Below are 22671 nucleotides of genomic sequence, written 5' to 3'. Positions count from 1 at the left end.
CCCGGCCGGTGGGTGTACAGTGATGCGACCCACCCGATTGCCAAGAGCCAAGGAGACCCGATATGAAGCCACGCGTCGCCATCGTCGCGCCCGGCGCCATGGGCAGCGCCATCGGAAAGCGGCTGGACGACCACGGATTCCAGGTCCTTACGTCGCTGACCAACCGCAGCGAGGCCAGCGTCAAACGGGCGCGCCAGTGCGGCATGCACCATCGTACCGATATCGAATTGGCGCACGCCGACCTGTTCCTGTCCATCGTCCCCCCGGCCGATGCCATCGGTCTCGCGCGGCGGTTCGCTCCCCTGTTCAAGGAAAACGGCCGCGCGCCGGTCTATGTCGATTGCAACGCCGTCAATCCGCGCACGGCCGAGCAGATCGCCGCCATCATCCAGGACAGCGGCGCGGCCTTCGTCGATGGCGGCATCATTGGCGGCCCGCCGCGGCCGGCGACGCCAGGCCCGGCCCTGTACTGTTCAGGACCCGCGGCCGGCGCCGTCACGGCGCTGCGCGAAGGCGGCCTGCGCGTACGGGTGCTGTCGGAACAGATCAGCGAGGCGTCGGCGCTCAAGATGTCCTATGCGGGCATTACCAAGGGCCTGGTTGCATTGGGATCGATCATGATGCTGGGGGCCTCGCGCAACGGCACCGCGCGGGCGCTGTATGAGGAACTGGCGGAAAGCCAGCCCCACCTGCTCAAGCATTTCTCGCGCAGCGTGCCGGACATGTTCGGCAAGGCGTATCGCTGGGTCGCGGAAATGGAGGAAATCTCCGCATTCCTGGCCCCGGATGAAAGCGGGCAGCGTTTCTTCGAAAGCGCGGCGCGCCTGTATGAAAGGCTGGCGCACGACGACGCCGACGGACGCGCGGAGGTCGAAGCGCTGCAGGCTTTCCTGGCGCAGGAAGCGCGGCCCGACCAGCAGGGCTGACCCGGCCACGGCCGGCCGGCGATCAACGTGCCACGCGGGTATCGATGCTCGCATGCAGCGCCGCGGCCCATTGCAGCAAGGCCGCGTCGGTGTCGGGGAGCCCGACCCATTGCACGCCCACCGGCAGGCCCAGCTGGCCCCGGGCGGTAGGCAAATGGATGCAGGGCCAGCCCAGCAGCGACCAGATGCGGTTGTAGATGGAAGACCCCGTATTGTCCAGGCCGGCCGGCGCCTCGCCCGGGGCGCTGGGCGTCACGATGAAGTCCACGTCGGCAAGCCGGGCTGCCCAGCGCGCTGCCACCTGGGCCCGCAAATGCTGCTGTTCAAGATAATCGCCGTGGCCGATCTCCAGGCCCTTGCGCACGGTGTCGTGCGTGGTCGCATGCACGCTTTGCGGACGCGTGCGCGCGATGGGCAGCAGGCCGCGGGCGAATTCGTAACGCATCACCGTCGCATGCGCGGCCACCAGCGTATCGACGTCGTCGTCCAGGTCCGGACGGATGACGGCCGCGCCTTGCGCCTGCAGGCGTTCGACGCATTGCGCCAAGGCGTTTTCCGCGGCCGCGCTCAGGGTGCCCAGGCGGCTGCACGGAAGCACCGCCACCTTGGGGGCGCGGCGCGCCGCGGCCGTTCCCGAACCTGGCGCCAGGTCCAGGGACATCAGCACGGCAGCGACGGCGAGCGCGTCGTCCACCGAGCGCGTGAACCAGCCCAAGGTATCGAGGGTGTCGCACAGTACCTGCATGCCGCCGCGATGCACGCGGCCGAATGACGGCTTGTACCCGACCACGCCGCAGAACGCGGCGGGGCGAATGACCGATCCGCCCGTCTGCGTGCCCAGCGCCATATCCACCATGCCGGCGGCGACCGCCGCGGCCGAACCGCTGGAAGAACCGCCCGGCGTGTGGGTGGGCAGATGCGGGTTGCGCGTCGCACCGGGCACCACGTGGGCGAACTCCGCGGTGACGGTCTTGCCCACGGGCACGGCCCCCGCCTCGCGCAACTGCGCGACGCTGGAAGCATCGAACAGCTTCAGGTCCGGCGCCATCTCCCGCGCACCGTAGCGCGTGGGCATGCCGGCAACGTCGATGATGTCCTTGACGGCGAACGGCATGCCAGCCAGCCGGCCGCCGGCGGCGGGCGTCGCTTCGACGGCTTCGGCATGCCATACGAAAGCCTGCAATTCGCCGTCCCGTTGCGCGATGGCGCGCAGCGCCTGTCCGACGCGGTCCTGTTCGATCGGGCTGTCCGGATGAGAAGTCTGCGACATGCGCGTCATGATCTGTGCACCGTAGCGCTGGGTACCGTAACGGCAAAGGCTCCCGTGCAAGGGAGCCTGCGCCGGCCGGCGGGGTTTACTGGATGGTGATGTGCTTGTCTTCGATCAACTTGCCCCAGCGCGCCGACTCGCTCGCGATGAAGGCCTTGAAATCCGACGGCGAGCCGCCCGCGACTTCGGCGCCCTGGGATTCGACGACGCTACGATAACCAGAATCCTGCAGCACCGCATTGATCTGTTCGTTCAGCTTGCGGACGACAGCCTCGGGTGTGCCCGACGGCGCGATCACGCCGAACCAGTTCGACGCCACCATATTCGGCACGCCCAGTTCCTGGAAGGTCGGCACGTCGGGCAAGGCCGTCAGCCGCTTGTCGGCGGACACGGCCAGCAGGCGCAGCCGCGGCTGGTCGCCCTTGGCGTAAGGAATGAACAGGCTCGCCAGTTCCAGGTAGAAGTCGACGTTGCCGGCCATCAGATCGTTGACGGCGGGCGCCCCGCCCCGGTACGGCACGTGCGTCGCCGCGATCGCGGCATTGCCCTGGAACAGCTCGGTGACCAAGTGCGACGCGCTGCCCGCGCCGGTCGTGGCGTAGTTCAGCTTGTCGGGATTGGCCTTGGCGGCCTTCACCAGATCGGCCACGCTGTTGTACGGCGATTGGCTGTTCACCCCAAGCACCATCGCGCCGCGCTCGATCAGCACGATGGGCGCGATGCCTTTGTCGGGATCGAAGCCCAGATTGCCGCCGTACAGCGCCTTGTTGACCGACAGCGGCGCGAAGTTTCCCAGCCCTATCGTGTAGCCGTCCGGCGTGGCGCGCGCGATCTGCGCGGTGCCGATATTGCCGCTGGCGCCCGGCTTGTTCTCCACCACTACCGGCACATGCAAGCGCTCGCCCAGCTTCTGCGCCAGCTGCCGTGATCGCGTGTCGGAACTGCCGCCCGCGGCATACGGGACGATGAAGGTGATGGCCTTGTTGGGATAACCATCCTGTGCATGCGCCATCCCGGGCATGGCCATGACGAGCGCGCCCACGGCGGCCAGTACGTATTTGAATCCCGCGCGTTGGCGCAGGCGTGACGATGAACCCATGGAATCCCCCTTATGGAACGACGCCCCCCGCGCGGGGCGCAAGCCAACGATGCGAGGCATTCTAGGTAGCGCAGATTGTGTTGTCTAATACTCAATAAATTCCAGATTGATATCTTCAACGACATAATCATGATCGACAGCCGCCTGCTGCATGTCTTCTCCATCGTCGCCGAAGAGCTGCATTTCGGCCGCGCCGCGCAGCGGCTGCACATCAGCCAGCCGCCGCTCAGCCAGAGTATCCGCAAGCTGGAGGACACGCTGGGCGCCAGGCTCCTGATCCGCTCCACCCGCTCGGTCCGGCTCACCGCCGCGGGCGCGGAACTGTACCGGCGGGTGCAGCAGCTGGCGGCGGACTCAGAAACCATGGTGCGCGCCGTGCGGCAGACGGCCAAGGGCGAAGTCGGCCATCTGATCATCGGGCTGACGCCCAGCGCGGCATACTCCAACCTGTCGGAAGTCCTTTATGAGTTCCACCGCCGCTATCCGACCGTCAGCCTCGATCTGCGCGAAATGAACTCCAACGTCATGCCGGAGGCCCTGCACCAGCGGCAATTGGACCTGGCGCTGTTGCGGCCGCCCTTCGCCGATCCGGACCTGGCGCCGTTGCGCGTGCATGACGAGCCCATGATGGTGGCGATGCGCAAGGACCATCCGCTGGCCCGCAAGCGCTGGGTCACGATGAACCAGGTGCTGGACCACGACCTGATCGGTTATTCGCGGCAGAACTCGCGGTATTTCAGCCAGATCCAGCAGTTGATGACCGGCGCCGTACAGAAGACGCCACGCATCGTCATGGAGAGCATGATCCCCACCATCCTTACCCTGGTCGAAGCGGGTTTCGGGCTGGCGCTGGTGCCCGGCGCGCTGTCGCGCATGCGCGCCGACACGCTGGCCTACGCCGGCGTGCGCGGTCCGGGCGCCATGCGGGCCGAACTGCTGGCGGCGCGCCAGCCGTCCAGCGTCAATCCGGCGATCGACCGCTTCATCGCCGTGATGCAGGCCATCGGCACGCACGGCGGCACGGCGGGGCGCGCCGCACGGCAGGCCCCGGTCCGGCCATGAACGATAATGGCGGCTTCCCATCGCCGCCTTTCCGGCAACATCATGGCTTCCCCTCCCGCTTCCTCATCCACGCCGTCCGCCACGACGCCGCGCGGCAGCATCGCCACGCTGCGCGCGCTGGGTCCCTACCTCTGGCCCGCCGGCCGCAACGACCTGAAGCTGCGCGTCATCGCCGCAGTCGTCTTCCTGTTCCTGGCCAAGGCCGCCACGGTCTACATACCCATCCTGTACAAGTCGGCGGTCGATGCGCTGAACCAGGGTGCCGGCGCCGGTCCCGCGGCCTTGCCCCTGGGCCTGATCCTGGCCTACGGCGGCGCGCGCATCATGTCCCTGCTGTTTTCCGAACTGCGCGACGCCGTCTTCGCGCGCGTCGGCCAGCACGCCGTACGGGAAGTCGGCCTGCAGGTATTCCGCCACCTGCATGCGCTGGCCCTGCGCTTCCACCTGGGCCGGCATACCGGCGGGCTGACGCGCGCCATCGAACGCGGTACGCGCGGCATCCAGACCTTGCTGCAGTATCTGCTGTTCAGCGTCCTGCCCACACTGTTCGAAATCGCGCTGGTCTGCATCCTGCTATGGCGCATGTTCGATATCTGGCTGGCGTTGACCACCGCCGTCACCGTCATCCTGTACCTGGCCTATACGTTGGTCATCACCGAATGGCGCACCAAGTTCCGCCGCCGCATGAACGAGACCGACTCCGAGGCGAACACCAAGGCGGTCGAAAGCCTGCTGAACTACGAGACCGTCAAGTATTTCGGCAACGAGGAACATGAAGCGCGCCGCTACGACGTGTCGCTCAAGCAGTACCAGCGCGCCGCGGTCAGCAGCCAGGTCAGCCTGTCGCTGCTGAACATCGGCCAGGCCGTCATCATTTCCGTGGGCCTGACGCTGGTCATGTGGATGGCGGCGCGCGGCATCACGCGTGGCCAGTACACGCTGGGCGATTTCGTGCTGGTCAACACCTATCTGCTGCAGCTCTACGATCCGCTCAGCTTCTTCGGCTTCATCTATCGCGAGATCAAGCAATCCCTGATCGATATGGAGCGCATGTTCGAATTGATGGGCGAAGACCGCGAAATCCAGGATCCGCCGGGCGCGCCCGCCTTGCGGGTCGAAGGCGGACGCGTGGAATTCCGCGGCGTCACGTTCGGCTACGACGAACGGCGCGCGATACTCAAAGGGGTGGACTTCACCATTCCGGCGGGCAGGACGCTGGCCGTGGTGGGCCCGTCCGGCGCCGGCAAATCGACGCTGGCGCGTCTGCTGTTCCGCTTCTATGACGTCGGCGGCGGCGCCATCCTGATCGACGGGCAGGACATACGCCAGGTTGCGCAGGCCAGCGTGCGCGCGGCCATCGGCATCGTGCCGCAGGACACGGTGCTTTTCAACGACACCATCCGCTACAACATCGCCTACGGTCGTCCGGGCGCCACCGATGCCGAAGTCGAAGCCGCGGCACGCATGGCGCATGTGCACACGCTGGTCATGAACATGCCTGACGGCTACGACACCGTGGTCGGCGAACGCGGGCTGAAGTTGTCGGGTGGCGAAAAGCAGCGCGTGGCCATCGCCCGTACCCTGTTGAAACGGCCGGCGCTATTCGTCTTCGACGAAGCGACCAGCGCCCTGGACACGCACACCGAACGCGAGATCCAGGCCAACCTGCGGGAGGTCAGCATCGGCCGCACCACGCTGATCATTGCGCACCGGCTGTCCACCATCGTCGATGCCGACGAAATCATCGTCCTGGGCGACGGCCGCGTGGTGGAACGCGGCACCCATGACGAGCTGCTGGCGCGCGACGGCGTGTATGCCGGCATGTGGCATCGCCAGCAGCGCAGCGGCCCGGGCGCCGAAGCGAACCTGGATGCCGATACGGCGGACACCGAACCGGCGGCATGATCACGCCGCGCCGGCGCCACAGCGCGATGCCGCGACGGCATTGCGGCATCGCGGTCTCAGGACGTCATGGCCTCAGGACGTCGGGGCGTCAGGACAGATCGTCCACCGTATCGATATCGCGCAGCACGCCAGGATCCTCGCACGTCACCTCGTGCACGCCATGGCGCTTGAGCAGCGCCCGCGCGCCCTCATCGCCATCCAGCGCGGCCAGTTCCGGCATGAGCGCCCAGGCGAAAGCCACGGGGTGGCCCCGGCGGCCCGCATGCACCGGCGCGGCGATGCGATGGCCGCGCGCGGCATCCTGCACCGCCAGCACGGTCGCGTCCGTCACCCAGGGCATGTCGCCCAACGCCACCAAGCAGCCTAGCGGCGCGCGGCACCCGGGCTGGCCGTGCGTGGCGGCGGCGATGCCCGCCATCAGCGCTTGCGACGCATAGGCCAGGCTGGCGCCCATCCCTCGCGCCGCGTCGGCGGTTTCCACCACCAGGCAGCCACGCTCGGCCAGCGCCTGCTGCAAGGCCGGCGTATCCGGGCGGGTCACCGCGAGCACCAGCGGCACGGTACGCAGCAGGATATCGGCGGAAGCGGCAGCCACCGGACGTCCGTCCGGCAAGGCCGCAAGCAGCTTTTCGGCCTGCGCGAGGCCCGTGGACGCGCGAAAACGTTCGCCGCGACCCGCCGCCAGCAGTATGCCGACAAACCGGTTTTCCAGGGCGCCGGCCAGGCGGCGATCGATCGATAGCGGGCTCATCGGCGCAGTTTAACCACGCGCATCGATCGGGCAAGCGGGGCTGGCCGCGCAATCAGGCAAGCGGGGCTGGCCAGCGCATCCGGTCAAGGGCGGGACGGCGCCACGTCCCTGGCGATGTCACGGTACTTCACGACCGCCTTCCGTAACGTGTCGCCCAAGCCGTCCGGTGTCTGGTCGAGCTTGACCTCCACGCCCTGGCGGGCCAGCTGCGCCGTCACTTCGGGGCGCTGCAAGGCCTTCGCCACCGCGTCGCGCAGCTTCAGCACGATGGAGGCCGGCGTGCCGGCCGGCGCCAGGATGGCGTTGAACGTGTCCTCCTCATAGCCGGGCAGCCCGGCCTCGGCGATGGTCGGTACGTCCGGCAGCAGTTTGGACCTCGTGCTCGTGGTGACGCCCAAGGCCTTCAGCTTTCCCGCCTGCACATAAGGACCCGAGGTGCTGACCTGATCGAACATCACCATGACCTGGCCACCGACCAGATCCGTAATGGCCTGCGCGTTCCCCTTGTACGACACCGGCAGCATCTTGACGCCAGCCTGCTTGCTGAACAGTTCCGCCGCGATATAGCCCGTCGAGCCTATCCCCGACGACGCGTAGGAGACCTGGCCGGGATGGGCGCGCGCCCGCTCGATCAGCGCCTTCACGCTGGACTCCGGCACGGAAGGGTGCGCGACCAACACCATGGGGATCAGCACGGTCTGCGTAATAGGCGCGAAATCCTTGATCGGGTCGTAGCCGGCCTCCGGCACGAAGGCGGGCGCCGAGACGAAGGTGTTGGCCACCGCCAGCAGCGTATAGCCGTCCGCCGCGGCCCGCGCCACTTCCCGCGTGCCCACCAGGCCGCTGGCGCCCGGCTTGTTTTCCACCAGCACGGATTGCCCCAGGTCTTCCGACATGCCCTTGGCGACCAGCCGGGCGACCAGATCCACCGTGCCGCCCGGCGAAACGGGAACGACGATGCGTATGGGCTTGCCGGGAAAGCGATCGTCGGCTCGCGCGGCGTGCGCCATACAGGCCAGGCCCATCGCCAGCATGGCCGCGTGCGCCAGCGATCTGGCCGTGGCCCTGCGCAGGGTTTTCGTATGAAGGTGTGGATCGTTCCGGTCGCCGGCGCGCATCGTTGTCTCCTTTATATGTACAAGGCAAAGCTCCCGCCGCGACGGCCGCGTCTTCGTTGGACCGGTGCACCACGGCAAGCCCATCTTAGGCATGCGTCCCCCCGGGGCGCCATCGAGAATTTTTCGCCACGCCATCGATAAAACTAATATATGCATTCCGACTCCACGCGCCCGTCCGACGATGAACCCGCAACTTCCACCGCTCAATCCGCTGCGCGTCTTCGAAAGCGTGGCGCGCCATGCCAGCTTCACGGCCGCCGCCCAGGAACTGCATATCACGCAGGGCGCCGTCAGCCACCAGATCAAGGCCCTGGAGTCATGGCTGGGCTTCGCGCTGCTGGAGCGCGGCGGGCGGCGGCTGCGCCTGACTCGCGGCGGCGAAAACTACGCGGCGGCGCTCACCGGCGCGTTCGGCCAGATCACGCGGGCCACGCGTGAGCTCGTATCCACCGGCGCCCAGCAGGTACTGACCGTGCGCGGCCACACGACCTTGTTCGTGCGCTGGCTGATTCCCCTGGTCCCGGCGTTCCAGGCCGCCCATCCGGGCATCAACGTGAAACTCTCCACCAGCGTGGAAGGCGTCGACTTCACCCGCGAGAACGCCGACATGGGCATCGTCTACGGCGACGGGCCGTGGCCCGGGCTGCGCAACGACCTGCTCTTCAGCGACGCCTTGACGCCCGTCATGGCGCCGGAAATGGCCGCGCGCCTGCCCTCCCCCTGTAGCGCCGACGACCTGCTCCAGTTGCCGCTGTTGCATTCGAATCGCCGGCCGCAGCACTGGCCTGACTGGATACGGCTGGCCGGCGCGTGCCGCGGCCTGGCCGTCGGCGACATGTACTACGAAGACCTGAGCATCATTTACCAATGCGCTACCGAAGGCCTGGGCGTCGCCCTGGGCCAGCTACGCTACGTGGAAAAGGACCTAGCCGAAGGCCGGCTCGTGGCGCCCCACCCCCTGGTCCTGCGCCGTCCGCGCGGCTACCACCTGGTCTGCCCGGAACAGCACGCCGATGAACCCAAGATCGCCTGCTTCCGCCAGTGGCTGCTGGCACGGCTGGCCTCGACCGAGCAGCCCTGAGCGCCACGCCGGGCGTCACCGTGGCGCTCACCCCGGGCCTGACCTTGGCCTCAGCCCGGCGGCGCCACCACCAGATCCGCGGGATCGATGGGCTGTCCCTGCAGCAAGCGCTGCATGTTGCCGAAGGCCCGCGACGCGACATGTCCCACGTTGTCCATCACGGCGCCGGCGCTGTGCGGCGTCACGACCACGTTATCCAGCGTGAAGAGCGGATTGTCCGCCCGAGCCGGTTCATGGTCGAACACATCCAGCCCCGCGCCGCCCAGCTTGCCGTCCGCCAGCGCGCGATATAGCGCGGCCTCGTCGACGATACCGCCACGCGCGGTATTCACGATCACCGCGCCATCCTTCATGCGCCTGATCGCCTCGGCGCCAATGATGCCGCGCGTCTGGTCCGTCAGGGGAAGATGCACGCTCAGGATATCGCTGCATGCCAGCAATTCATCCATGTCGACCTGGCGCACGTTCAGCCGTCGCTCCGTGTCCGCGTCCGCGCGGCGCCGGCTGCTGTAGCGGATGTCCACGTCGAAGCCGCGCAGCCGGTGGGCCAGCATGCGCGCGATATTGCCGAAGCCGAGCAGCCCGATGGTCTTGCCGGCGAGCTGATAACACACGGAACGCATTTCGGATTTCAGCCATATGCCCGCGCGCGTCGACCGGTCGACGTACGGCAGCCTTCGATACACCGCGAGCATCAATGCAATGGCGTGTTCAGCGACGGGGCCGGCGTTGGCGCCGCTGGTAATGGCGACAGCGACACCATGGCGGCGCGCCGCCTCCAGGTCGATCTTGTCGTAGCCTATGCCCCACTTGTGGACCATGCGCAAACCGCGGGCGGCGGCGATCATCGCCGCGGTGACCGGCTGCCAGCCGGCGATGATGAAATCCGCTTCGCGCGCAAGGGCCGCTTGCGCTTCGGCTTCGCCGCTATCGGCGAAGCGCACCTCGAAGCCCGTCGGCGCCGCGGCCGCGACCGCGGCCCGGACCGGCGGCGCCATGACGTCCAGGAACGCCACAATGTAGCGCTCCGCCCGTTGTCCGGTGTCGTGGTTCATGCGTGACTCCCGGATCAGAAATCGTAGAGCCGTGCCGGGTTGTCCACCAACAGCTTGCGCACGCGCTCCGCGTTGCCGGCCCATTGCATGCAGCGCGCCAGCGCGCTCGCATTGTCCTCCGCCCGGAACGGCGTTATGGCGTCGACAGGTCGCGGCGCGCCCGCGGCGGAACCGGGATGCGGCCAATCGCTGCCCCACAGCACCCGGTCGGGGTTGGCCTCGATCAACGCCCGCGCGATCGGCGCCGCATCGGCATAGCCGTCCATCCGGGAAATCCGGTAAGGCGCGGAAAGCTTGACGTAGACGCGGCCGCCGGCCAGCGCCGACAGCAAGGCGTCCAGGCCCGGCTGCGCCACGCCTTCCGCGGCCTGGGCCCGCCCAAAGTGGTCGACGACCAGGATGGTGGGAAGTTCATCCAGCCCCGGCGCGAGCGCGCCCAGGGTCGGCAGGTTGGTGTAGGTCTGGACGTGCCACCCCAATGGCGCGACCCGCCGCGCGGCCTGCAACAGCTTGCGGCGCGCCACGTCTGGATCGTGTTGCCCGGCGGTTTCCAGGTTGACCCGGACGCCGCGCACGCCGGCGCGATGCATGTCGGCCAGGGCCTCGTCCGACGTGTCGTCGTCGATCACGGCAACGCCGCGGCCCTGGCCATCCAGGTGCGCCAATGCGTCCAGCAGGCAGCGGTTGTCGGTGCCGTAGGGACTGGGCTGGACGATGACGGTGCGGTCCACGCCCAGGCTTCGATGCATGGCGACGAGTGCTTCCAGCGGCGCGTCGCCGGGAGTGTAGGTGCGCGCGGCGTCGAAGGGATAGGCCGATACCGGCCCGAATACGTGCACGTGGCAATCGCAGGCGCCGGCGGGCGGCCGCGCTTGGGTGGTCATGGGCAAACTCCGTTCGGATGAGGCGGGTCAGCTTTCGTAGGAGGGATACCCGCCGGGCTCCGCGGCCAGCAGGCGCAGCATGGCGTGCCATTCGAGTTCGCCATAAGGCCGGCGCGTCCCGGGCTGGTACAGATGCGCTGAACGCCGCAGGACTTCTTCGCCGGGCATGCGCACCTGCTCCATGCCCGCGGACAGGGCGTCGACCTGGGTACGGCAGGCCATCTCCAGCTGGTACATCAAATTGAAAGCCTGCGGTACGGAGGCACCGCACACCAGCAGGCCGTGATTGCGCAGGATCATGGCATTGTGCGACCCCAGGTCGGCCACCAGCCGCTCCTGCTCGGCCAGGTCCACCGCCGGTCCTTCGAACTCGTGGTAGGCGATATGGCCATGGAAGCGGGACGCCGTCTGCGTGATCGGCAGCAGGCCGTTGCGCATGGACGCCACTGCCATGCCGGCGCGCGTATGCGTGTGGATGACGCAATGGACATCGGGGCGCGCGCGGTGAATGCAGCCATGGATGACGTAGCCCGACTTGTTTATCCCATAGTCCGTATCCGGCTTGCGGCACACGTTGCCGTCATAGTCGATCTCGACCAGATTGGAAGCCGTGATCTCCTTGTACAGCAACCCGTACAGATTGATCAGCAGGCGTCCTTCCTTGCCCGGTATCTGCGCGGTGATGTGGTTGTAGATCATGTCGGTCATGCCGTAGTGGTCCATCAGCCGATAGCACGCCGCCAGATCCGTGCGGCTCTTCCACTCCGCATCGTCCACGACACCTCTCAGGCTCGGAAAATCCGTGCTGTATCGCATATTCAACTGGATGCTCCTGTTCCGCCGCGCCCGGGGGCGCGGCTGTGCAATGGCCCGCGTAAGCCGCCGGCCGTCGCCGGCGCCATTCCTGGCCGGTTGAAGAACGGCTACTGCGCCCGGATGCCCTGCTCCTGGATGATGCGCGCCCATTTGGCGCTGTCATCGCGTATCTGCTTGCCGAAGGCCTCGGGCGTATCGCCGGCGGGATCGGCGCCCATCTTTTCCAGCTCCTGCCTGACGGCCGGATCCGCCAGCACCTTCCGAACGTCCGCGTTCAACTTGCGGATGCGGTCCGCCGGCACCCCGGTCGGCGCCACCAGGCCGAACCAATTGGTGAACTCGTAGCCGGGCAAGCCGGCTTCCGCCAGGGTCGGAACGTCGGGCAGGAGACTGGACCGCCGGGTGCCCAGCACGCCGAGCGCGCGCAGCTTGCCGGACTGGATATATGGCAAGGACTGGACGAGGCTGTCGAAGGTGACCGGTATCTGTCCGCCGATCAGGTCGGTGAAACTCGGCGCGCTTCCCTTGTAGGGAATGTGCGTCAACTTGACGCCAGCCATCTGGTTGAAGAGTTCGCCTGCCAGATGCGGCGCGCCGCCCACGCCGGACGACGAAAAGTTGATCTTGCCTGGCTGGTTCCTGGCCATCTCGATCAGGTCCTTGACCGACTTCGCCGGGAAAGCCGCATTGACGACCAGGACGAAGTTGACGTCCACCACGTTCGAGATAGGCGTCAGATCCTTGATGGGATCGACGTTCATTTTGTACAGGTGCGGATTGATGGACATATTGCCCAGGGTCGCCATGAAGATCGTGTAGCCGTCGGGTGCCGCCCGCGCGGCGGTCTCCGTGCCGATCACGCCACCGGCCCCGCCACGGTTGTCGACGATGACCTGTTGCCCCCAGAGCCGGGTCAGGCGCTCGGCGAGGATGCGGGCCACGATGTCGGTGCCCCCTCCGGCCGGGAAGGCCACGATCATCCTCACGGGCTTGTCGGGAAAGGTTGCGCCATGCGCGCCGCTCGCCGGCAGCGTGGTCGCCGTCACCGCCAGGGCCAGGCCGATCCGGCGCAGCGCGTGGATACATCGCCGCCGCCCCGGTTTCATCGTCCATCCCCCGCGCTGGGTATCTGCGTGGCCAGATAGGCCTTGGCCGTGTCTTCGTCCAGCAAGGGAAAGACGTCGAAATGCGCGGGAATGATGTCGGACCACTCATTCATCAGGCGATGCAGCGTGGTGTTCGAATCGACGTCGAACAGGGCGACGGCGCCGCGACCCACACGCGCATGGACGGATCGCGCCAGGCCGGCCTCCAGCAGGGGCCGCATCCAGTCCCAGTAGCGGCTGCGCGAATCGATCAGCGTCGTGGGACGCTCCGGGCGTGGGGTGCTGATGACCAGAAATAGCATGGTGTCTCCTACCATCGTCGTTGAAAACCGAACGCTGGCCCTGGCCGGGTTGGTACATGCGTGGCATGCACGTATTGGGAATTTTCATGATCCCCGGCGCGGGGTCCCAAGCGGTGGGCCGCTTGTTGTTTAGCTATACGAAAATGGTAGCGACGCGTCGCCTGCTTTCACAGCGACGATATCTCATGCACGCATTAGTTCAGATAATGGGCGCCTATTCCGGCAAGTGGTCCGGCACCCCGTTTTCATCCACCGCCTTGACGGTCGCCAGCGCATTGCGCGCGGCGGACATGGCTTCGACGCCGCTGCGAAAGCGGCGCGACAGATAGATCTCGAAGGTTTGCGGCTCGCTCTCAGGGCCTTCCCGCCGCGTTTCCATGAAGGCCCGTGCCGGCTCCCGGCCCTGCGGCGGGATCGAGTATGCGTAGACCGTAAAACCGTCGATCAACCTGGGAGTCATCGCTGCGCCTCCTGTACGAACCGGCCAGTCGCCGGCGATGGCGCGCAGCATCGCAGAAATTCAAATATTTCGCAAGAAAACCGAATAAACTGAAACATTTGGGGACGGACTTACGGCAGAGCATCCCTGCATCCGCCGCGTCATGCCGGCACCCGGGCCGTGCCGGCTCAGGCGCCCCCGCCCGCGCCGGGAAGCGCCGCGTAGCACGCCGCCAGGTGATAAGGCGTCGTCGACGGCATGTCGGCGCGGGCCACTCGCCCGTCGCCGTCCAGGCATTCGTACCACCCACGTGCATGCAGGAAGCGCTCACGAAAGCGCGTGAGCTGCCGCGCCAGGTCCCGCAGCGAGGCCTCGTCGCCCCGCATGGCCAGGCAGCGCGCGTATTCGGTCTGCGCCCATATCCGCTGCGTGGCGTCGGTCACGGTCCCGCGCAGATCCAGGCTGGCGCATACGCTCTCGACATCCGGCGTCACACCGTGCCGTTGCGCGTAGTCCACCGCACGCGTGACCGTTGCAACAAGCTGCGTATCCTCGAAAACATCCGGCGCGCTTCGCACCAGCGCATACCACTCGAACTGATGCCCTGGCTCGATACGAGTGCCCGCATCACGCGCCGGCAGTTCGCATATGCATTGCGTGGCCGTATCGACGAACAGCGCCGCCACGCCGCGCGCGATGCGGCGCAGAGCCTCTACGCAGCCGTCGGCGTCGTCGACGGCACGCGCCGCCAGATAGGCCTCGGTCAGGTGCATGATGGGATTCTGCAGCGGCCCCTGCGTGGCCGTCCGGGCGTCGTCGTCCAGTTGCGCGGCATACAGCCCGCTGCTCATGCCGAAGCGCGACTCGATCAGTGCGAGCGTCTCCCGCATGGCCTGCAGTGCCCGCGCGTCGCGCCGGCGGCGGTAATACGTCGCGCAAGCGAAAACGACGAAGGCATAGGTGTACAGGTCGTGCTGCGTTTCAAGCGGCGCGCCGTCCGTGTCTATGCTGTAGACCCAGCCGCCCGCCGGATGGCGGAAGCGCCTTTGCAGCGACTCGAACAGGCGCACCGCGTGCTGCCTGGCCGCCGCCGCATCGCTGATGGAGAAAACGAACAGTTGCCGCGCGCAGGCCATGGTGCGGTAGCGGCGCGGCGGCAAGGGGCGCGCGTCGGCGCTGGCCAGCGACTCATAGGGCAGTTCCAGCGCGGCATTGAAACCGCGCGTCAGCCACAGCGGCAGGACGACTTCGTCATAGTGCGCGCGCAACTGCCCGACTTGCGCCACGATGCCCGCCAGCACGGCGTTGCCACCCCCGCCACGTCCAGGGTTCATGATCCGGGATACGGGTTGGCGGTTTCCATGTGCAGCGCCAGGCGGCCCTTGTCGGTGACGACCGGCTGGCCTGCCGCATCCATTTCGATGCAGCGCAGTAGCAACAGCGCGTCGATGAAACGCTGCGGGACAGGCTCGGCGGCCTGGTTCTTGTCGTCCGCGATGACACCCAGCCAATAGGCCAGCTCGCCCTTGTTGAATTGATGCATCGCCATGCGCGTGCCTCCGTACCGCCACGACGGCGGAATGGCCTATTATCGTCGATCTTTCTCACCTCCGTAGAAGGCTAGGCATGGATATCCTGAGCAATTCCTTCAAGCGCGCGCTGCGCGAAGGCAAGCCGCAGATCGCGTTGTGGGCAGCGCTGGCGGATCGGTACGCAGCGGAAATTTGCGCTGGAGCCGGCTTCGACTCCATGGTGATAGACGGCGAACACTCCCCCAACGAATTGCAAAGCATCCTGGCCCAACTGCAGTCGATCGCCGCCTATCCGGTGTCGCCGGTCGTGCGGCCCCCATGGAACGATTTTGTCCGCATCAAGCAGATCCTGGAAATCGGCGCGCAGAACCTGCTGATTCCGATGATCCAGTCCGCGCAGGAAGCCCAGGCAGCCGTGGCCGCCGTCCGCTATCCGCCGGCCGGCATCCGCGGCGTGGGCAGCGCGCTGGCGCGATCCTCGCGCTGGAACCGCATCCCCGATTACCTGACGCGCGCCAACGACGAAATCTGCGTCCTGCTGCAGATCGAGACGCCCGCCGGCCTGGCCGAGCTCGACCAGATCCTGGCGGTCGATGGCGTGGACGGCGTGTTCATCGGCCCCGCCGACCTGTCCGCCAACATGGGGCACCTGGGCAACCCCGGCCATCCCGAGGTCACCGCGGCCATCGACGATGCGATCCGCCGCATCGTGGCGTCCGGCAAATCGGCGGGCATCCTGCACACCGACCCGGCCCGCGCCAAGCACTATCTGGAAATGGGCGCGACCTTCGTCGCGGTGGGCGTGGATGCGTCGCTGCTGGCACGCGCCGCCGAATCCCTGGCCGCGCAATTCGGCCGCCACCGGCCGGCGGCGGCGACCGCGCAGCAGGGACCGTACTGAACGCATAAAATAGCGCCCACACGCCGCATCGGAGGATACATGCGTTTTCGTTTAGCCCTGCGGGGATCACTGGGCCGCCACCTGCGGCGCAGCGCGGGGGCCGCCCTCGTCGTCAGCACCCTGGCCGGATTGGCCGCATGTACCACCACGACGGGACCGATCATCCCCACGGGCGAACCCAACCGGTACACATTGACCAGCCGCTCGGGCGGCCTGACGACCTCGTGGGTGCAGCTCAAGAGCCAGGCGCTGGACCGCGCGCGGGAATACTGCACGTCGCAGGGCTTGAAGATGACCGACCCCGACGTTTCGTCCAATCACGCCACCGGCTTCACGCGCCCGGTCACCTACATCACGTTCACCTGCTCGCCCATCCCGCAGCCCAAGAATTCACAGCAGGATCAGGACAGCCAGGGCAAGAAATAGCCCGGACCCGGGGCCGGCCCGCGCTAGAAGTTCTCATCGATCCATTCGCGGGCCCATTGCTCCGCACCGGTGCGCGCCATGCTTTCGTTGTGCATGGACGTGCCGGGGTAAGGCGGAAAGGCGAAGCCATTCACCGGATCCCCGCCTTCGAGCATGGAAATGAAGATGCGTGCCTGGTACAGGTCGTTCTTCAACGTTTCCACGGCGCATTCAATGATGAAGTCTTTGTACTGGATCATGGGCTCGCTCCGAACATCCCAGGGGCAAGCGGCATGGCGCAGGCGGCGCGTCGAAAGCACTCGGCGCATCGTGGCGGCCCATGCCAGAAAGACCGGCGTTCACCCCGTATTCGCCGGCCCATCTGTTGCGTAACGCGTGCCGTACTATCGCACTGCGGGAGGACGCTCGCCAAGACCAGCAAAGCTTGCAAATGCAAGCATGCTTGTCGGCGGAATCGCCCCACGCCCGTGGCTTCCCCAAGCGCCTGGCCCCTCCGGTTGGTATCCAATGCATGAGTCGGTAGCCGCTACTCCGCCGTAGCACGGCCGGGCCGGGCGGGATGCCCACCCCACCCGATAGGACGCGGCTGTCCATCGGGCGCAGTCCTACGTTCCCGGCTTCGCCACTAGGTTGTAGCCATAATGTGCACATCCGCGGCGACATGCCGATACCGCTCTCATACGCCTTTGGCATGGCATGGGGCAGCGAGGCATATTGCTGGTCAACCTTGGGACCCGCCCTCCGCGGCAGCACCTACACCGTAGGTACCGCTACGGGATGTGCCCGGCGGCATTAGTCCTTGCCGATCTCGTGACCGATTACGCCGCCCAAGACCGCCCCGCCCACCGTGCCGGCCGTGCTGTGCGTGGTTTCGTGGCCGATCACGCCGCCGGCCGCGGCACCGCCCAGGGTGCACCCGCCCATCAAGGGAAAGCATGCGGCCAGTGCCAAAGCCGCGATCTTACGTAGTCGGTACATAGCAGCCTCCTTGGCTGAAACAGGGAAGCCCTGCTCATGCAAGAGCCGTACCTGTCGCTACGCTGTCTTTGTCGGGTGCCGGCGCGCGTTGCTGCGGCCGCGAGGCCCCCGGCCGCCGCGCAATGCGCCTTCGGGCACGACTTATGCTTACCTTGTTTGCACTCCATACCATCGGACCTGACTAACACCGGCCCTGGCGCCCGCCAGGAGTATTAACGTTTTCGCTTGACGTCCAATTCCAACATGCGGGACACTTTCGCGCGATCATCGCGATGCGATGGCAATAACGGAGGATTTGGTGGTGCAACATCTCGCACGCATGGCGAGTGGTATCGATGGGCTGGACCGTATATTGAATGGCGGGTTCGTCGAAGGCGCTTCCTACATCATCCAGGGCCGCCCCGGGGCCGGGAAAACCATCCTCTCCAACCAGATCGCGTTCTCGCACGCGGCCAATGGCGGCAAGGTGCTGTACGTCACCCTGCTGGCGGAAAGCCATGAGAGGCTGTTCCACGCCATGTCCACCCTGGATTTTTTCCACAAGGAAAAACTGGGGCAGGAAATCGCCTATGTCAGCGTCTTCCACGCCTTGCGGGAAGAAGGGTTGGGCGCCGTGGTGAAGCTCCTGCGACAGGAAACCAAGCGGCACAAAGCCACCCTGCTGGTTTTCGACGGCCTGCTCAACGCGCGCGAACGCGCCGAAACGGACCTCGACGTCAAGACCTTCGTGGCCGAAGTCCAGGGCCAGGCCGGCTTCGTCGGCTGCACCGTATTGTTCCTGACCAGTACGCGCCTGGACGACAGCAGTCCCGAACACACCATGGTCGATGGCGTAATCGACCTGAGCGACGAAATCTTCGGCGTACGCACCGTGCGCCAATTGCAGGTGCGCAAGTCGCGCGGCAGCGCCGCCGTGGGCGGCCTGCACCAGTACGAAATCACCCAGTCCGGCATCACCATCTATCCGCGGGTGGAAGCCGTGTCCTGGCCGCTCATGCCGCCATCGGCCAAGATACTGTCGCAACGCGTCACCAGCGGCAATGCGGAAGTCGACGCGCTGATCGGCGGTGGCCTGCCGCGCGGTTCCGTCACCTTGCTGGTGGGCCCCACCGGCACGGGCAAGACGACCATGGGCCTGCACTTCCTGAGCGCCGCTTCCGAAGAAGAACCCGCGCTGCATTACGGGTTCTTCGAAACGTCCACGCTGCTTCAACGCAAGGCCTCCACGCTGGGTATCACCCTGCCGTCCACGGACCACTTGTACGTGCATTGGACGCCCATGGCGGAAAACCTGCTGGACAAGCTGGGCCTGGAGCTGCTGGAACTCGTCAACCGCCACCGCGTGACGCGCCTGTTCATCGACGGCATAGGCGGCTTTGAACGTGCGGCCACCCATCGCGCCCGCCTGGTCGAATTCTTCACGACGCTGACCAACCGCCTGCGCGCCATAGGCGTCACCAGCGTCTTCACCTGGGAGCTGCGCCAGATCGTGGACCAGGACGTGACGGCGCCGGCGGAACAACTGTCGGCGATGTTCGATAACGTGATCCTGCTGCGGCACGTCGCGCAGAACAACGACCTGAAGCGAACGATCGCCGTGCAGAAGATGCGCGACAGCGACTTCATGCCGGATACGCGCATACTGGAGATCACGAGCAAAGGCTTGCGCGTGGGACCCAAGCTGGGGCCATCGGTTTTAGCGAGCACCTCGGCGAACAACCACGGCGGATCCTGACGATGATTCGCAATGCGTCAGGAGGCCATGCGCCATGGCATTGATCCTCGTCGCCGACGACGAGATCCTGCTTGCCGAGATGCTGGCCGATCTCCTTGAGGACGCTGGGCACGAAGTGCTGACGGCGCCCCATGGGAAGGCCGCGCTCGACATCATGCGCACCCGCCGACCCGACCTGATCATCACGGACTTCATGATGCCGCTGATGACCGGCCTGGAGTTGGCGGAAGCAGTGCGCGCGGACGCCCTCACGCGAGACCTGCCGATCGTGCTGGTCACCGGCGCCCAGGGCCTGTTGGCCAGGCAGAGCCCCGACCTGTTCACGCTGGTCGTCGACAAGCCCTATGACCCGCGCACGCTGCTGGCGCAGGTCGAAGAGATGCTCCAGCGAGGCTGAGCGTTTAATCGTCGGATGTGCCTTGCCGCCAGGTGGCCGCCAAGGGGCAAGGTTTGCATCGATAACGACACAAAACAGGATTTTCCCTAAAGGGTGGGCAACAATGTTTCACCTATACTGCGCCGGCCACCCGAACTTCTGACCCTCTCGCTCCTTAGCCGGATCGCCAGGCGGATGCGCGGGCGGCATGACAAAAATGTCGACGCCCCGGCTACCCGCCGCACGGCATCACAGTTCTGGAGAGCGGCGCAACCCTGTGCCGCGGCCTGGGAGAAGAGAATCAGATCGATGTTCAAACCCTTGTTCAAGGAAAGCGCGATGGCATTGGCCGTCGCGGGCACGATGGCAGGCGCCACCGCGCAAGCCGCCGATACGAATGTGCAGCTGTACGGCATCGCCGACGTCAGCGTCCGCTACCTGAGTACCGGCCCCGGCTATCGACCGGACCACAGCCGCATCTCGATGGAAAACGGCGCGATCACGAACAGCCGCTGGGGCCTGAAAGGCACGGAAGACCTGGGCAACGGCAATACCGCTTTCTTCCGCCTGGAAAGCGGCTTCAACGTACAGAACGGCAACGAGAGCGACCCTGGCCGCATGTTCAACCGGCAGTCCTATGTCGGCTTGGACGGCGGTGACATCGGTGCGCTTTCACTGGGACGGCAGGACACGCCGCTGTTCACCATCCTGGGCGACACCTTCGATCCGCTGACGGTGGGCAACTACGACCAGAACTCCTGGCTGCCCGTGGCCATGTCGCGCGGCCGCACGTCCGAGTCCGTTCGCTATCGCAACAACAAGCTGGGCGGCTTCGACGTGATCCTGTCGTACGGCTTCGGCGATTCCTTCGACGACCACAAGCTGGGCCAGCAATACGGCGGCACGCTGACGTACACGACCGGTCCCTTGACCGTGGGCGGCGGCTACCAGCTGACGCGGGCGGAGACCAACTCCGACTATACGCAGCGCGTGTGGAACCTGAACGCGGCCTATCAGCTCTTTGACAATACGCGGCTGTTCGCCGGCTACTTCAATGGCCGCGACGAGACCGGCTTCGTCAATGCGGTCATGGGTATCGCCAACGTCCCGGACAATGGCCTGGAACGCAAGGACAACGGCTACTACGCCGGCGTCACGTGGCAACCCATGGCCACGCCGTGGACCTTCACCGGCGCCGCGTACTTCGACAAGAGCAAGAACGTGATCGAGCAAGGCGACAAGGGCAAGCGCTATGCGCTGGTCGCGGTGGCGGAGTACGCGTTGTCCAAACGGACGCAGCTGTATGGCACCGTGGATTTCAACCGGGTCTACGACGCGTCGACGGCTGAGATCGCCAGCGGGTCCACGCAGGTGGGCGTGGCGACCGGGATCAGGCATATCTTCTGATTTGGTGCTGGAGCGGCCGGCGATTGCCGGCGCTCCATGCGCGCGCAAGATGCGCGGGCAGCGCGAGGGAAGCGCTTGTCAGGCGCCTGCTATTCGAGGTCGTATTCCGCCATCACCCTTTCCGCGGCCGCGCGGAATTCGGAATCCTTGGCAATGTCCACCGTCCAGTTGGGATCACTGCCTTCGACGCGTTCGATTTCAGGCGCCGGCACGTTGCCGCCGGCTACCAGCGTGAACTCGTCGTGCAGGATGTCCCGCAATTCCGCGGCGGTCACTTTTTTCTTGGGCATGATTTGCTCCCAGTGCGAAATGTGATGAGCACTAAGCAAATACTGTGCTTGCGGCGACGTCCACTGGCTTGGCCACCCGCGTGTCCATTCGCTTGACCATTCACTTGACCATTCACGTGTCCATTCACGTGTCCATTCGCTTGATCATTCCCCTGACCATTCGCATGTCCACAAAAGGACAAGGGCTTACATGATCGCTCATGTAAGCCCTTGTTTTTTTCTGGTCGGGACGGCGGGATTCGAACTCGCGACCCCTTGCACCCCATGCAAGTGCGCTACCAGGCTGCGCTACGCCCCGAAAGACCGAGAGTATATCAGATGTATGGAAGACGTGCGCTGCACGTTCTCATCGAGCAGGCAGTATTCAGTCCGCATCGTCCACGGACGTACGCGCACTGCTGGTGGCCGCCTCGGCGGCGCCCTGCTTCACGCTGCTCAGCGCCTCGGCCAGCACGGCGGAAACGCCGCTCAATTCCGCGCGCAGCGACTGCATTTCCGCGCCGCTGAAACGCACGGCGGCGTCCTGGTCGCGCGGTGGCGCTTCGCGCGTGTCGCCCAGGCGATTGCGCGCGCCGCTGATCGTGAAGCCCTGCTCGTAAAGCAGCGAGCGTATGCGGCGGATCAGAAGCACTTCGTGGTGCTGGTAGTAGCGTCGATTGCCGCGGCGCTTGACCGGCTTGAGTTGGGTGAACTCCTGCTCCCAGTAGCGCAGCACGTGCGGCTTGACGCCGCACAGCTCGCTGACTTCACCGATGGTGAAGTAACGCTTGGCCGGAATCGGTGGCAGGACAACGGCAGGTTCTGGTCGAGTCATGGTTGGATTATTAGCGGCATGGCCCATGCGGCCGGAAATACATCGCGGCGGCGGCTGCTTCAGTCAGCCGACGTAGACTCGTCGGGCGTCGCGGTGTTCTCGACGATGCTCTTCAACTTCTGGCTTGCGTGGAAGGTGACCACACGGCGCGCGGCGATCGGTATGGTCTCGCCCGTCTTGGGATTGCGCCCCGGACGCGGCGGCTTGTCGCGCACCTGGAAATTGCCGAACCCGGACAGCTTGACGGAATCGCCGCGCGCGAGGGCATCGCGGATTTCCTCGAAGAAGGTGTCGACGATGTCCTTGGCCTCGCGCTTGTTCAAACCTACCCGTTCGAACAGCAACTCCGCGAGTTCGGCCTTGGTCAATGTGCGTGGCTCGGAAAGCATGTTTCTAAT

The 22671-nt window shown here is 66.1% G+C and carries 26 protein-coding genes and 1 tRNA gene; 9 read left to right on the top strand and 18 right to left on the bottom strand.

Annotated features, from left to right (window positions below; translation table 11 throughout):
* The first annotated feature begins 62 nt into the window (after nucleotides 1-62).
* A complete protein-coding gene (locus CAL12_RS10075) occupies nucleotides 63-926 on the top strand; it encodes an NAD(P)-dependent oxidoreductase (protein WP_086064355.1) in 864 nt (287 codons plus the stop codon).
* 22 nt (nucleotides 927-948) lie between these two features.
* Here CAL12_RS10075 and CAL12_RS10070 read toward each other — a convergent pair whose 3' ends face one another.
* On the bottom strand, nucleotides 949-2196 hold the full coding sequence (locus CAL12_RS10070) for an amidase (protein ID WP_086067793.1): 1248 nt from the start codon (nucleotides 2194-2196) through the stop codon (nucleotides 949-951).
* Between the two features lie 85 nt (nucleotides 2197-2281).
* Complete coding sequence (locus tag CAL12_RS10065; RefSeq protein ID WP_232464765.1) at nucleotides 2282-3295, bottom strand: Bug family tripartite tricarboxylate transporter substrate binding protein; 1014 nt, start codon at nucleotides 3293-3295, stop codon at nucleotides 2282-2284.
* 129 nt (nucleotides 3296-3424) lie between these two features.
* Here CAL12_RS10065 and CAL12_RS10060 point away from each other — a divergent pair, with 129 nt between their 5' ends.
* Both CAL12_RS10060 and CAL12_RS10055 read left to right on the top strand, forming a co-directional pair.
* A complete protein-coding gene (locus tag CAL12_RS10060) occupies nucleotides 3425-4357 on the top strand; it encodes a LysR family transcriptional regulator (RefSeq protein WP_086064354.1) in 933 nt (310 codons plus the stop codon).
* A gap of 42 nt (nucleotides 4358-4399) precedes the next feature.
* Nucleotides 4400-6262 carry an ABCB family ABC transporter ATP-binding protein/permease gene (locus CAL12_RS10055; RefSeq protein ID WP_198298417.1) on the top strand — a complete coding sequence of 621 codons (1863 nt, stop codon included), beginning with the start codon at nucleotides 4400-4402 and terminating at the stop codon, nucleotides 6260-6262.
* 88 nt (nucleotides 6263-6350) lie between these two features.
* On the opposite strand, the gene CAL12_RS10050 is transcribed toward CAL12_RS10055, so the two are convergent.
* A complete protein-coding gene (locus tag CAL12_RS10050; RefSeq protein ID WP_086064353.1) occupies nucleotides 6351-7013 on the bottom strand; it encodes a nucleotidyltransferase family protein in 663 nt (220 codons plus the stop codon).
* A gap of 83 nt (nucleotides 7014-7096) precedes the next feature.
* Nucleotides 7097-8131, bottom strand: a complete 1035-nt coding sequence (locus CAL12_RS10045; RefSeq protein ID WP_157792946.1) for a Bug family tripartite tricarboxylate transporter substrate binding protein — start codon at nucleotides 8129-8131, stop codon at nucleotides 7097-7099.
* A 181-nt stretch (nucleotides 8132-8312) separates the two neighbouring features.
* Between CAL12_RS10045 and gcvA the strand changes: the two genes are divergently transcribed.
* A complete protein-coding gene (gcvA, locus tag CAL12_RS10040) occupies nucleotides 8313-9212 on the top strand; it encodes a transcriptional regulator GcvA (RefSeq protein ID WP_157792945.1) in 900 nt (299 codons plus the stop codon).
* A gap of 50 nt (nucleotides 9213-9262) precedes the next feature.
* Here the strand turns inward: gcvA and CAL12_RS10035 are convergent, their stop codons facing one another.
* From CAL12_RS10035 to CAL12_RS10000, 8 genes are all read right to left on the bottom strand, one after another.
* The gene (locus tag CAL12_RS10035) at nucleotides 9263-10267 is read right to left on the bottom strand and encodes a 2-hydroxyacid dehydrogenase (protein WP_086064351.1); all 1005 of its coding nucleotides are present in this window, start codon (nucleotides 10265-10267) and stop codon (nucleotides 9263-9265) included.
* Between the two features lie 14 nt (nucleotides 10268-10281).
* On the bottom strand, nucleotides 10282-11151 hold the full coding sequence (locus CAL12_RS10030; RefSeq protein WP_086064350.1) for an amidohydrolase family protein: 870 nt from the start codon (nucleotides 11149-11151) through the stop codon (nucleotides 10282-10284).
* 27 nt (nucleotides 11152-11178) lie between these two features.
* Nucleotides 11179-11967, bottom strand: coding sequence for a class II aldolase/adducin family protein (locus CAL12_RS10025; RefSeq protein ID WP_086067789.1), 789 nt, complete (start codon nucleotides 11965-11967; stop codon nucleotides 11179-11181).
* A 107-nt stretch (nucleotides 11968-12074) separates the two neighbouring features.
* On the bottom strand, nucleotides 12075-13073 hold the full coding sequence (locus CAL12_RS10020; RefSeq protein ID WP_086064349.1) for a Bug family tripartite tricarboxylate transporter substrate binding protein: 999 nt from the start codon (nucleotides 13071-13073) through the stop codon (nucleotides 12075-12077).
* Complete coding sequence (locus tag CAL12_RS10015) at nucleotides 13070-13375, bottom strand: DUF3303 domain-containing protein (RefSeq protein ID WP_086064348.1); 306 nt, start codon at nucleotides 13373-13375, stop codon at nucleotides 13070-13072. The genes CAL12_RS10020 and CAL12_RS10015 overlap by 4 nt, the downstream gene beginning before the upstream one ends.
* A 214-nt stretch (nucleotides 13376-13589) precedes the next feature.
* Entirely contained in the window at nucleotides 13590-13835 is a 246-nt protein-coding gene (locus CAL12_RS10010) for a hypothetical protein (RefSeq protein ID WP_086067788.1), read from the bottom strand.
* Nucleotides 13836-14002: 167 nt separating this feature from the next.
* Entirely contained in the window at nucleotides 14003-15148 is a 1146-nt protein-coding gene (locus tag CAL12_RS10005; RefSeq protein ID WP_086064347.1) for an AGE family epimerase/isomerase, read from the bottom strand.
* Nucleotides 15145-15363, bottom strand: coding sequence for a hypothetical protein (locus CAL12_RS10000; protein WP_086064346.1), 219 nt, complete (start codon nucleotides 15361-15363; stop codon nucleotides 15145-15147). Before CAL12_RS10000 ends, CAL12_RS10005 begins: the two co-directional genes overlap by 4 nt.
* Nucleotides 15364-15440: 77 nt before the next feature.
* Between CAL12_RS10000 and hpaI the strand changes: the two genes are divergently transcribed.
* Complete coding sequence (hpaI, locus tag CAL12_RS09995; protein ID WP_086064345.1) at nucleotides 15441-16247, top strand: 4-hydroxy-2-oxoheptanedioate aldolase; 807 nt, start codon at nucleotides 15441-15443, stop codon at nucleotides 16245-16247.
* Nucleotides 16248-16286: 39 nt separating this feature from the next.
* Complete coding sequence (locus CAL12_RS09990; protein ID WP_086064344.1) at nucleotides 16287-16673, top strand: hypothetical protein; 387 nt, start codon at nucleotides 16287-16289, stop codon at nucleotides 16671-16673.
* A gap of 23 nt (nucleotides 16674-16696) precedes the next feature.
* On the opposite strand, the gene CAL12_RS09985 is transcribed toward CAL12_RS09990, so the two are convergent.
* Together CAL12_RS09985 and CAL12_RS09980 are read right to left on the bottom strand one after the other, a co-directional pair.
* A complete protein-coding gene (locus tag CAL12_RS09985) occupies nucleotides 16697-16912 on the bottom strand; it encodes a hypothetical protein (protein WP_086064343.1) in 216 nt (71 codons plus the stop codon).
* Nucleotides 16913-17465: 553 nt separating this feature from the next.
* Nucleotides 17466-17597 (bottom strand): glycine zipper 2TM domain-containing protein, encoded by a 132-nt coding sequence (locus tag CAL12_RS09980; protein ID WP_232464855.1) that lies wholly within the window; start codon nucleotides 17595-17597, stop codon nucleotides 17466-17468.
* A gap of 355 nt (nucleotides 17598-17952) precedes the next feature.
* Here CAL12_RS09980 and CAL12_RS09975 point away from each other — a divergent pair, with 355 nt between their 5' ends.
* The 3 genes from CAL12_RS09975 (at nucleotide 17953) to CAL12_RS09965 (ending at nucleotide 21169) form a co-directional block, all read left to right on the top strand.
* Nucleotides 17953-19386, top strand: coding sequence for an ATPase domain-containing protein (locus tag CAL12_RS09975; RefSeq protein ID WP_086064341.1), 1434 nt, complete (start codon nucleotides 17953-17955; stop codon nucleotides 19384-19386).
* Nucleotides 19387-19420: 34 nt separating this feature from the next.
* Complete coding sequence (locus CAL12_RS09970) at nucleotides 19421-19783, top strand: response regulator (protein WP_086064340.1); 363 nt, start codon at nucleotides 19421-19423, stop codon at nucleotides 19781-19783.
* Between the two features lie 288 nt (nucleotides 19784-20071).
* Entirely contained in the window at nucleotides 20072-21169 is a 1098-nt protein-coding gene (locus CAL12_RS09965; protein ID WP_232464764.1) for a porin, read from the top strand.
* Nucleotides 21170-21258: 89 nt separating this feature from the next.
* Here CAL12_RS09965 and CAL12_RS09960 read toward each other — a convergent pair whose 3' ends face one another.
* From CAL12_RS09960 to CAL12_RS09945, 4 genes are all read right to left on the bottom strand, one after another.
* Nucleotides 21259-21459, bottom strand: a complete 201-nt coding sequence (locus CAL12_RS09960; protein ID WP_086064339.1) for a hypothetical protein — start codon at nucleotides 21457-21459, stop codon at nucleotides 21259-21261.
* A gap of 221 nt (nucleotides 21460-21680) precedes the next feature.
* Nucleotides 21681-21757, bottom strand: a tRNA-Pro gene (locus CAL12_RS09955).
* Between the two features lie 66 nt (nucleotides 21758-21823).
* The gene (locus tag CAL12_RS09950) at nucleotides 21824-22273 is read right to left on the bottom strand and encodes a MerR family transcriptional regulator (protein ID WP_086064338.1); all 450 of its coding nucleotides are present in this window, start codon (nucleotides 22271-22273) and stop codon (nucleotides 21824-21826) included.
* Nucleotides 22274-22332: 59 nt separating this feature from the next.
* A complete protein-coding gene (locus tag CAL12_RS09945) occupies nucleotides 22333-22662 on the bottom strand; it encodes an integration host factor subunit alpha (RefSeq protein WP_086064337.1) in 330 nt (109 codons plus the stop codon).
* Nucleotides 22663-22671 lie beyond the last annotated feature (9 nt).

This window comes from Bordetella genomosp. 8 (assembly GCF_002119685.1).
Taxonomy (GTDB): Bacteria; Pseudomonadota; Gammaproteobacteria; order Burkholderiales; family Burkholderiaceae_B; genus Bordetella_C.
The sequence above is the reverse complement of the archived record's forward strand: the minus strand, read 5'-3'. Positions and strand labels throughout refer to the sequence as shown.